This window comes from Pontibacter brevis, assembly GCF_054779655.1.
In genome coordinates this window covers 22,087-32,927 of sequence record NZ_BAAGXV010000071.1, presented here as the reverse complement: position 1 = coordinate 32,927, position 10,841 = coordinate 22,087, and the positions used below count along the sequence as shown (strand labels likewise).

The 10,841-nt window shown below is 50.5% G+C and carries 9 protein-coding genes; 3 read left to right on the top strand and 6 right to left on the bottom strand.

Going from position 1 to position 10,841, the window contains the following annotated elements:
* The 5 genes from ACYVB1_RS15035 to ACYVB1_RS15015 form a co-directional block, all read right to left on the bottom strand.
* Nucleotides 1-610 (bottom strand): winged helix-turn-helix domain-containing protein (locus ACYVB1_RS15035; protein ID WP_460924606.1); only part of this gene is annotated, 610 nt, incomplete at its 3' end.
* 94 nt (nucleotides 611-704) lie between these two features.
* Nucleotides 705-2,849 (bottom strand): methylmalonyl-CoA mutase, encoded by a 2,145-nt coding sequence (gene scpA, locus ACYVB1_RS15030; RefSeq protein ID WP_460924605.1) that lies wholly within the window; start codon nucleotides 2,847-2,849, stop codon nucleotides 705-707.
* Between the two features lie 88 nt (nucleotides 2,850-2,937).
* Complete coding sequence (locus ACYVB1_RS15025) at nucleotides 2,938-3,324, bottom strand: YybH family protein (RefSeq protein ID WP_460924604.1); 387 nt, start codon at nucleotides 3,322-3,324, stop codon at nucleotides 2,938-2,940.
* Nucleotides 3,317-5,179 (bottom strand): methylmalonyl-CoA mutase family protein, encoded by a 1,863-nt coding sequence (locus tag ACYVB1_RS15020; protein ID WP_460924603.1) that lies wholly within the window; start codon nucleotides 5,177-5,179, stop codon nucleotides 3,317-3,319. Before ACYVB1_RS15020 ends, ACYVB1_RS15025 begins: the two co-directional genes overlap by 8 nt.
* A 78-nt stretch (nucleotides 5,180-5,257) precedes the next feature.
* Entirely contained in the window at nucleotides 5,258-5,638 is a 381-nt protein-coding gene (locus ACYVB1_RS15015) for a YkvA family protein (RefSeq protein WP_460924602.1), read from the bottom strand.
* A 244-nt stretch (nucleotides 5,639-5,882) separates the two neighbouring features.
* Between ACYVB1_RS15015 and ACYVB1_RS15010 the strand changes: the two genes are divergently transcribed.
* Nucleotides 5,883-7,235, top strand: a complete 1,353-nt coding sequence (locus tag ACYVB1_RS15010) for an amidohydrolase (protein WP_460924601.1) — start codon at nucleotides 5,883-5,885, stop codon at nucleotides 7,233-7,235.
* Between the two features lie 233 nt (nucleotides 7,236-7,468).
* On the opposite strand, the gene ACYVB1_RS15005 is transcribed toward ACYVB1_RS15010, so the two are convergent.
* Nucleotides 7,469-8,866 carry a T9SS type A sorting domain-containing protein gene (locus ACYVB1_RS15005; RefSeq protein ID WP_460924600.1) on the bottom strand — a complete coding sequence of 466 codons (1,398 nt, stop codon included), beginning with the start codon at nucleotides 8,864-8,866 and terminating at the stop codon, nucleotides 7,469-7,471.
* A 184-nt stretch (nucleotides 8,867-9,050) separates the two neighbouring features.
* On the opposite strand from ACYVB1_RS15005, the gene ACYVB1_RS15000 reads away from it, so the two are divergent.
* Both ACYVB1_RS15000 and ACYVB1_RS14995 read left to right on the top strand, forming a co-directional pair.
* Nucleotides 9,051-9,806 (top strand): 5'-nucleotidase C-terminal domain-containing protein, encoded by a 756-nt coding sequence (locus tag ACYVB1_RS15000; protein ID WP_460924599.1) that lies wholly within the window; start codon nucleotides 9,051-9,053, stop codon nucleotides 9,804-9,806.
* A gap of 14 nt (nucleotides 9,807-9,820) precedes the next feature.
* Entirely contained in the window at nucleotides 9,821-10,753 is a 933-nt protein-coding gene (locus tag ACYVB1_RS14995) for a bifunctional metallophosphatase/5'-nucleotidase (RefSeq protein ID WP_460924607.1), read from the top strand.
* Nucleotides 10,754-10,841 lie beyond the last annotated feature (88 nt).

The window sequence follows — 10,841 nt, the reverse complement described above, 5'->3', positions numbered from 1 at the left end:
GCCGCATCGCCACCCGATACGACAAGACTGCCTCTAGCTTTCTGGCATTCCTGCACCTGGCTGCAGCCATGACACTGCTGCTATAATTGTCAACGCAGCCTAGTTTTTCGAAAAAGGATGGAGGCAGACTTTGTATCTTGACTAACAACTCTTGTGCGAGTGCCTTTCTGATAGAGAGGTAAGCTATGTCCATTGCCTCTTCCGGTGTTTTGTCTGCATCAATTTGCTCGATGGTAGAAGCTGTTTCTCCATTAGTACGAGTGTTGTCGATGCTCTTAAACTCTCTGAACTCTGGAAATTGAAGCAAAAAGTTGCTGCTAATTTTATCAGGCTTGGAAGCTAAAATATCTAACCCTCGTGGCGTGATTTTAAAATGAGCACGTCTAGTAGCCTCAAAAAGTTGCGCCTTCTTGAAATAGGTTATGGCCCAACCTGTTCGGTTCTTAATAACCGGCTCCTTACCACTTGGTATTGTTTCTTCCCGCTCTTCATCTGTTAGATTAAAGGCATCTGAAAGATAATTGACCGCATCTCTTGTGGCGTGTTCTTTTTTGTCACCTGCAAAGGTTAACAGCGGAAGCATCAGTGTCTGATAATCAGGAATAGCCATAGAGGACGTTAATATATTGTGATTCCAATATAACTATAAATTTCACGCTGAACAATTTGTCAACATGGGATTTATACCTAAAAAGCGGGTAGAATTACTCCTCTACCTGCTTCATCAACTTCTCCAATATATTCTGAGCGGCCACCGAAATAACCGTGCCAGGGCCAAACACGCCTGCTGCGCCAGCTTTGAACAGGAAGTCATAGTCCTGGGCTGGGATTACACCGCCTACGATCACCATGATATCAGCACGGTCAAGTTTTCGAAGCTCTTCGATGAGTTGTGGCACCAGCGTTTTGTGGCCGGCTGCCAGTGAGGAAACACCCACCACGTGCACGTCGTTTTCGGCGGCTTGCATGGCAACTTCAGCAGGTGTCTGGAACAGCGGACCTATGTCTACGTCGAAGCCGAGGTCGGCGAAAGAGGTGGCAATAACTTTGGAGCCGCGGTCGTGGCCGTCCTGGCCCATTTTGGCGACCATGATGCGGGGGCGGCGGCCCTCCAGTGCCTCGAACTTGTCGGCCAGCGCTTTGGCTTGTTCGAAGTTTTCGTCGTCGGATAGTTCTGCGGAATACACGCCTGATATAGCTCTGATGGTTGCTTTATGTCTGCCGTACACTTTCTCCAGGGCATCAGAAATCTCGCCTAAGGTGGCGCGGCGGCGGGCTGCCTCTACAGCTAATTCCAGCAGGTTACCCACGCCCGATTCTGCTGCATCTGTCAGGGCCTGCAGGGCATTCAGCACACTGCCTTCGTCGCGCGAAGATTTGACTGTTGTCAGGCGGCGCAGCTGCGATTCGCGTACCACTGTGTTATCGATGTCCAGGATCTCGATTTCATCCGCTTGGTCTGGCCTGTACTTGTTTACACCTACAATCACATCCTTGCCCGCGTCAATGCGGGCCTGTTTGCGGGCAGCGGCTTCCTCGATGCGCATTTTCGGCAGGCCGGTTTCAATGGCTTTGGCCATACCGCCCAACTCCTCCACCTCCTGAATCAGTGCCCAGGCTTTGTGCGCAATCTCATGCGTCAGGGCTTCTACATAATAAGAACCACCCCAGGGGTCTACTACTTTGGTGATGTTCGTTTCCTGCTGCAGGTAAATTTGGGTGTTGCGGGCAATGCGAGCCGAAAAGTCCGTTGGTAGCGCAATGGCCTCATCCAAAGCGTTGGTGTGTAAGCTTTGCGTACCACCCAGGGCAGCAGCCAGGGCTTCCACACAGGTGCGGGTTACATTGTTGAACGGGTCCTGCTCCGTCAGGCTCCATCCTGATGTCTGGCAGTGGGTGCGCAGTGCCAGTGATTTTGGGTTCTTCGGGTTAAATTGCCTGATAATTTTAGCCCACAGCATACGGGCGGCACGCATTTTGGCAATCTCCATAAAATGGTTCATGCCAATAGCCCAGAAAAAAGAAAGGCGTGGCGCGAAATCATCAATGTCCATGCCTGCCTTCAGACCCGTGCGTACGTATTCCAATCCATCCGCCAGGGTATAAGCCAGTTCAATGTCGGCGGTGGCACCGGCTTCCTGCATGTGGTAACCAGAGATGGAGATGGAGTTGAAGCGGGGCATGTTGCGGGAGGTAAATTCAAAAATATCCGCAATGATTTTCATGCTGGGCTCCGGTGGGTAAATATAGGTGTTGCGCACCATAAACTCCTTCAAGATGTCGTTCTGAATGGTGCCACTCAGTTGCTCCGGCTTCACCCCCTGCTCTTCAGCCGCTACAATGTAAAAGGCCATAACCGGAAGCACAGCCCCATTCATGGTCATGGAAACAGACATCTGGTCCAGCGGAATCTGGTCGAAGAGGATTTTCATGTCCTCCACCGAATCGATAGCTACGCCGGCCTTGCCAACATCACCCTCTACACGTGGGTGATCGGAGTCGTAGCCACGGTGCGTTGCCAAGTCAAAGGCAACGGACAAGCCCTTCTGGCCACCAGCCAGGTTGCGGCGGTAAAAGGCATTGGATTCCTCTGCGGTAGAGAAACCGGCATACTGGCGGATAGTCCAGGGCCTTTGCACATACATGGTGCTGTAGGGGCCACGCAGGTAAGGTGGCAAACCGGCGGCAAAGCCTGTATGCTCAAATGTTTTTGCATCCTCCGCCGTATAAAAGCTTTTTACTTCTATCTGCTCAGGTGTTTTCCAGGGCTTTGGCGTCGCCGGAGCCTTCGGGCCTTTATCTGCAGCCGCTACTTTGGTTATGTCTATTTTCGAAAAGTCAGGCTTCATGTTCAATTTTGAATGATTGAATTCTGAATGACTGAATAGAATACTTTCTTAAAATTCAATATTCAGTTATTCAGAATTCGGTTATTAACTAGCTCGCATGTTCGGATGTGGCGACCCACTTGCCTTCTACCTTTTTCCAGACCTGCGACGAAACACCGCCCATTAGTACGGCGCCGTCTTTTTCTGTCTTCCACCGGAAAACGTAAAATACCGCTTCGGGCGATAGCTGCTCGATATGCAGCGGCTCATACGTGTAGTAACCCATCTGGCTGGGATCAGCAAAATCAGTCCGAAACACATCCAACACCTCCTGGTAGCCTCTCTCCACGCCGGCTTTGCTGATCCACAGCATCTCCGGCGAATTCCAGTAAAAAGCCATGGCTGCTTCAAGGTCACCTTTGTTCCAGGCATGCATCTGGCCATCCAGTGCCTGCTGTACTGCCTGCACAGCCTCTGTTTGTGGTATATTAAGCATTGTCTTCGCCTTCTGCGCCATGCAGTTTTTTATGGATCAGCTCCATGATAGTAGACGTATCGCAGCCCTCAAAAATGAACTCGTCATACCCGTTGGCTACCATTTCCTCTTTCATCTGTTGTGGGTCATCCGCCAGGATGATGGTTGGTTTCGCATGATGATTTCGCAACCTCGGCCCAAACTCCTGCACATAGGCTGCCTCTGATGCAGAAACCACCACCACTTCGGCTGCGGCATGCGTCAGTCTGTCTGAGGCATCCTCTACGGAGCCGAACTGCTCAACGGCAGTTTCGAAGCCGGCACAGCTGAAGAATTCCTGCGCAAAGGTGGCGTTTACATGGCGTTTCACCGCGTCACCAATAATGGCCACCACTGCTTTCGGACGCCGTTTGCGCTTGCGCAGGTGCAACTCTGTGGCTAACCGCATTACCTCGGTAGGATATGCGGCGCGGGTGGTATCGAAGTCCGCACTCTGAATAAGTGCCTCGGGGTCAAAATCTATTTTCTCCCTGGGGTCCGGATACTTATTCGTGCCCACCAACACATCGCGGCCAGTGGCTATATTCCTGAATTTCCTGCGGCTTACTTCTGTAATATTGCCCAGTATAAACCCTTTGTCGTAAGCAGTCTCGAAACCACCCAGTGCTTCTACCTCCTTAAACAGCGACCAAGCGCTGGCCGCCAGTTCATTTGTCAGCGACTCGAGGTAGTAAGAACCTGCTGCAGGGTCAATGGCTTTGTCTAAATAAACCTCTTCCTTCAAGATGATGGACACATTGCGGGCAATGCGTTCTGAAAACTCGCTGGGCCTTTCAAATGTACTGTTGAAAGGCTCCACCGTCAGTGAGTTGCAGCCGGCCATTACCGCCGACATGGCCTCAGTGGTAGCTCGCAACATATTCACGTAAGGGTCGAGTGTGGTCTGGTACCAACTGGAAGTACTGCTGTGTATACGGAGCTTTCCCGCAAACGCAGGCTCTGCCTGGTATGCCTCCACCACAGCTGCCCACAGCAGGCGGACAGTCCGCAGTTTTACTACCTCAAAGAAAAAGTTAGTGCCTGCTGCCATGCTGAATTGCATGTTACGCAATACAGAAGAAAGCTGCACTCCGGCATTTGTCAGCCGATCTACATAAGCTACGGCGGCGCTGATAGTATAGGCAATTTCCTGTGTAGCAGAAGCACCGATGCTGCTGAAGTTGGTGCCTGCCACCGTGATGCCATAAAAGTCATTGCTGTCTTTGGTCAGGTCCAGCACCTGGATGATGCTTTGGTTCTCATCATGCGTCAGAGAGCCTTTGCCTGTCATCGGATCATAGTGCACAAAGCCGCGCAGGTTGCGGTGCGACACCTGCTTTTCTTTTAAGGCGGCATACAAGTCATTCAGGAATTTTTCAGGCTGCTTCTGCAGAGTATAGTTAACGGTATGCCTGCTGAGGTCAACGTGATTGACCAGGTAATCAATATCAAAATAATCAGGTTGACGAAGCACAAAATGAACACCGTCAGCACCTCTGCGCAGCACATCAGCCGCTTTCTCGATTGCTGGATGGCCACTGCCATCTACCTGTATTTTTTGTATGTTCAGCCAGCTGTTATTGCCTGCTTTGATGCCACGCAGAAAAGGAAAGTTGCCCGGCTTTTGCTTTGTAAAGGGTAGCCCGGCAATATCTTCTGCTGCATAGTATGGTTTTACGTCGATGCCTTCGTAGGTGTGCCAGGTCAGGTTTTCGAGGGGCGTATCGCGCAGGTCTTTCCTGGCTTTCTGCTCCCAGTCTGCTGCGGTTGCAGGGGTAAACTCCGGGAAAAGCTGCTGCGCATGTTGCTGCTCGTCGGTCATGTTACTTTGGTTCATGTTTGTTGTAAAGATAAACTTTTTACTTTACGAAGTAAATGTGCGGCTGTGGGCCCAGAAGGGCTAAGGAAACAGAATTTAATCGATTCGTTCGGTATAGGCCTGGTACATCCAGTATCCAATCAGCAGCCACACAATAACGATAACAGCTGCCATTACATAGTTCGGCTTCCGTTCGTGCATCTGTTCTTTTGCTTTCTGCCGGTAATGGTCCAGCATACGAGGGGGGATCAGTTTAACGGATAACCAGATGCCCAGCGGCAGAATCACCAGGTCGTCCAGGTAACCCAGTAATGGAACAAAATCAGGGATCAGATCAATGGGGCTAAAGGCATAGGCCACAGTCACTACCATCACTACTTTCGCCGCAAAAGGTATCCGTGGGTCCTTGGACGCCAGGTAAAGGGTGAATATGTCCTCCTTGAGTTTCCGGACGAGTTCTTTCCATTTTCGAAGCATGCTTGGTTGTACGGAAAAGGAGGGAAGTTTATAAGTTAGGAGTTAGAAAGTTGAGAATTTATCTGTCGCCGGTATTTTCTCCTGGCATTGGACTGGTATAGGCTAAGGTTTGCCCGGCCTGCCGTGGTATAACCATGTAATTGAACCGGCCAGCGTCTTTGGTGGTTTGCATAGCGGCAGATGAGGAACTGTAGCAGCAAACAGAAAAATCAGTATCTTCAAATCTTCATTGAAACAACAAAACATGATCAGGAATAGAAATTGGAGCAAGCGTACCCTGCTGGCGGCAGTAGGGCTGGGGCTGATGGCGGCACCCGCCATGGCGCAGGATAGCAAGTTAGTAGCCAGGGCAAACAGCATGGCTGATAAAGTGGAGCCGAAGGTGATTGAGTGGCGCCGTGACTTTCATGCACACCCGGAACTCGGAAACCATGAAAAGGAGACGGCCGCTAAGATTGCAGCGCAACTGAAGAAGTTTGGCATAGAGGTAGAAACGGGAGTGGCGCATACAGGTGTGGTCGGCATTCTGAAAGGCGGCAAGCCGGGACCGGTGGTGGCCCTGCGCGCTGATATTGACGGACTGCCTGTTACGGAACGTACCGATGTGCCTTTTGCTTCCAAAGCCAAAGGCATCTATAATGGACAGGAAGTAGGGGTGATGCATGCCTGCGGACACGACACGCATATTGCCATGCTGTTAGGTGCCGCCGAAGTACTTTCCAGTATGAAACAAGATCTGAAAGGCACCGTGAAATTTATCTTCCAGCCAGCTGAAGAAGGCGTGCCGCAAGGCGAGGAGGGAGGAGCCAGTTTGATGGTAAAAGAAGGCGTGCTGGAGAAGGGACCAAAACCAGAGGTTATTTTTGGCCTGCACATTAACTCCCAGACCGAAGTCGGCAAGATTAAGTACAGGCCGGGCGGTACCATGGCCAGTGCCGACGTGTTTAAGATAAAAGTAAAAGGCAAGCAGGTGCACGGGGCGTATCCGTGGGGTGGTGTGGATCCGATAGTTACCTCAGCACAAATTATCAACGGCCTGCAAACCATCATCAGCCGCCAGACAGAACTACCGGAAGAGGCTGCTGTGGTGACGGTCGGCATGATACACGGTGGCGTGCGCAACAACATCATTCCGGAAGAAGTGCAAATGGAAGGCACCATCCGGGCGCTGGACACAGAGATGCAGAAAAAGATACACGAGAAGATCAAACTAACGGCCACCAAGATTGCGGAAAGTGCCGGTGCCACGGCCGAAGTAACTATTATTCCGCAGACGCCGGTTACGTTCAACGATCCTGCCCTGACGGAAAGAATGCTGCCAACTTTGCAGTCGGTGGCAGGGCGCGAGAATGTGATTCTGACCAAGGCTGTAACGGGCGCGGAAGACTTCTCTTTTTACCAGGAGAAGATTCCGGGGCTTTTTGTGTTTGTTGGCGGCATGGCCAAAGGGAAGAAGCCGGAGGAAGTAGCACCACACCACACCCCCGACTTTTACATAGATGAAAGCGGCATGAAGCTGGGTGTGAAAACTTTAACCAGCTTAACCCTGAATTACATGGAAGGAAAAGGGAAAAGTAAAAACAGCGTAGGCCGGTAATTAACAAACTTAGGTTCAAGGTTGAGTCCCAGCGGGACAACCTGTAGATAGAAAATAACCTGATTAAGCTCTAGCTCCAGAGGAGCGGCCTGTGAACGAAAGTAAACAGGTCGCTCCTCTGGAGCTAATTGCCTTTACACCATCAGGCTATCAACAGGTCGTTCTGCTGGGACTTTTGCACATTATCAGGTCAAATAAAAGAGAAAGGCAGCCTGACAAGTTGCCTATCCATTTTATTGCATAACCAACTTGCCGGTGCCGATAGGCTTATGGCGGCTGGTGATGGTGTAGAAGTACAAGCCGCCAGCCAACGCCGCTGGCCTTTTTAAATGGTTGCGACCGGGTTTGAGCGAAAGCACGCCTACTGCCTTTCCGGTAGCATTGAGCAGTTGCACGCGCATGGCAGGCATGTCCGGGGCTTCTATCACGAACTGGTCTGCAACAGGATTAGGGTAAAGCAGAAACCCTGCCTTGGCAAGGCCTTCCTCAACTGAGGTAGGTTGCTGTTCTCCTACTATGAGGTAAGCGTAGCTCCAGTCGAAATAGTAAGGCTGATAAGGCGCTCCCTGCACATGCTCTATGGCGGCATGTCCACGCATTCCAATAATATAAGGCTCCTGCCGCATGAGGTCTGTAGTAGGGGTGAAGGTGAGGGTAACTGCTTTGCCGCCTGCGGAATCACGCACTGCGACATTGGGAGAAGCCAGATCCAACGTATCAAGGTCACTAAACTGCCTGGCATGAAGGGGAAAGTCGGCTCCCGCTGCGTTTCTCAGATAATACTCCAGCTTAAGAGGCTGGTCCGGGCGGGCAAGTATAGAGCCGTCATAATTCAGGGTAAGCCTGTCCTGGTTCAGTAAGGTGATACCTGGCTGCTGGGCACGATCTGCTACATGTATATTGTAATCAACTATTGTATACCCAATAGGTTGTCCGTTACGATGTTCTGTAATTTTGACAGCTATGACATACTCGCCTTTAAGTGCTGGCGCCCTCCAGCGTAACTCTCCAAACTTATCTATGGTGAGCCCCTCCGGATACGCATAGCCCGGGATGTTGCTTCCACCTCCTTCTGCAGTACCTTGTTTTGGAGTGACCAACGCGTAAGTTAATTTATCTCCATCGGCATCATAGGCAATAAAATTGTACCGCATTTCTTCACCGGTATAGGCTGCAAAAAGCGGAGTGCTGGCGAGTTTAATCCCATTGCTGTTTACCAGAAGCGGATTTACTTTTACATTGGAATAAATGTAAAAAGACATTTGGTCTGAAGCTGAAGGAACATTCATAAGGTGCAGGTTCCTGTTTATTCCTGTCCAGGCCACAATATAGTCACCGGAAGAGGCGTAGGTATAGCTCCAGGTAAACACTTCTATATCAAATTGCATGCTATAGTGCCTTACCTCTGTGCGCTGAACTTCTACTGTATTTCCATCCCCCATATTAATATAGGCTACCAAATCCTCGGCAGAAGAAGCACGATCTGTATAGATGGTTTGCGTAAAATAATACATACGTGGGTTCTGCGGGTCTGCTGAGTAGCTGATGTAACCACCCGCTATGTGCGTGGCCTTAGATAGTAGTGGCAGCAGGAGGAATGCCAGCACGCTGAAGAGCAGTTTTCTTTTCATAGGAGAGTGCTGATGACAGGTATACACCAAGATACGAAGTTTAAACGTTTATTGGTAAGCGCGATATAAGAAAAGTTATACTTCATTCAGGCTGGTCTGTTATCAGATTGTAAAGCCGAACCTACTCTATTTGCTATGTGTTGCAGAGGCACATAACTTTGAGTCCAATTTTCAGAATGAACACATGACCCGATATTTTTCAAAGACAGCCGCCACGTTGCTGCTGACGCTCAGCCTGGCCTCCTGTCAGCGCACCTGGATAGCGTCGCCCACGCTGGCCGAGACTGACGTGCCGGTAAATAAAACCATTACCGCTGATCCACAGTTCGAGGCCCACATTGCGCCTTACCGGGAGCAGGTAACGGCCAAGATGGAGGAGATTATAGGCACAGCACCTGTAGAACTGGGCAAAGCAGATTATCAGTCGCCGCTGGGCAACTTTGTGGTAGACCTGATGCTGGAGCAGGCCCGGAGCCTGTATGAGGGGCAGATAGACATGGCCACCACCACCAACGGCGGCCTGCGCGTGCCTGTTCCGATGGGTGCCGTAAAAGTGGGTACCATTTTCGAATTGATGCCCTTCGAAAACGAGCTGGTGGTGCTGACGCTGGATGGGAACACCGTGAAAGAGTTCTTCGACATTGCGGCCGAAGCGCGTTATGCGCCCATTGCCAATGCTACCTTCACTGTTCAGAACGGCAAGGCAACGAATATCAAAATCGGAGGAGAGCCGCTAAACCTCAACCAAAACTATACCATTGTTACCTCCGACTACCTGGCCGGTGGTGGCGACAACCTGGGGGTGTTTAAAAAAGCACTGAAGTCAGAGAAGGTAGGCATCATGATGCGCGACGCCATTATGCAGCATATCCGGCAACTCACAGCAAAGGGCCAACCTATCGGGGCCGATACAACTATGCGTGTCACCATCCTCCCATAAGTATACACATCATGATTAACAGAAGAGATTTTCTTAAAAATACAGCACTTGGGGCGGCTGGTGTCACGCTGCTTGGGCTTCCGTTCTCTGCAGAGGCGGCACAAAACATCAACCTCACTATTTTGCACACCAACGATCAGCATTCGCGCATCGACCCTTTCCCGGATGATGGCCGGAAGTACGGCGGCATGGGCGGCATGGCACGACGCGCTACCCTGATTGAGCAGATCCGCAAAGAAGAGCCAAACGTGCTGCTCCTGGACTCCGGCGACATCTGGCAGGGCACACCTTATTTCAACTTCTTCGGTGGCGAACTGGAGTTTAAGCTCATGAGTGAGATGAAGTATGATGCTGCCACGCTGGGCAACCACGATTTCGACAACGGCCTGAAGGGGCTGGAGCGCCAGTTGCCCAATGCTACCTTTCCGTTCATCATCGCCAACTACGATTTTTCCGGTACAATTTTAAAGGACCGTTTTCAGCCTTACAAGATTTTTGAAAAACAAGGGGTGCGCGTAGGGGTGTTTGGACTTGGGATTGAGCTGGAAGGGCTTGTAGGCAAGAATAATTTTGGAGAAACAGTTTACCAGGACCCGGTGGCGGTGGCACAGGAGATGGTGCAGGAGCTGCGCGGGACACAAAAGTGTAACCTGGTAATTTGCCTTTCACACTTAGGGTATAGTTATAAAGAAGAAAAAATTGACGACCTTAAGCTCGCAGAACAAGTAGAGGGCATCGACCTGATTCTGGGCGCGCATACCCATACTTTCCTTGAACAACCTGATGTAGTGCGACATGAGAGCGGACACGAGACACTGATAAACCAGGTAGGTTGGTCCGGCTTGTTTTTAGGCCGAATTGATTTCGCTTTTAACCGAAAATCGAAGAAGAAAACAGATGTGAGAACGGCGGCTCTGCCGGTAAACATACCTGTAACAACTTCGTAAAAAAATAATTTTTTGTTTACAGATATTTAATCAAATTTGTAACCCCCTGCCACTTAGGAGAGGTTTGTTTCACTCAAACGAATCTTAT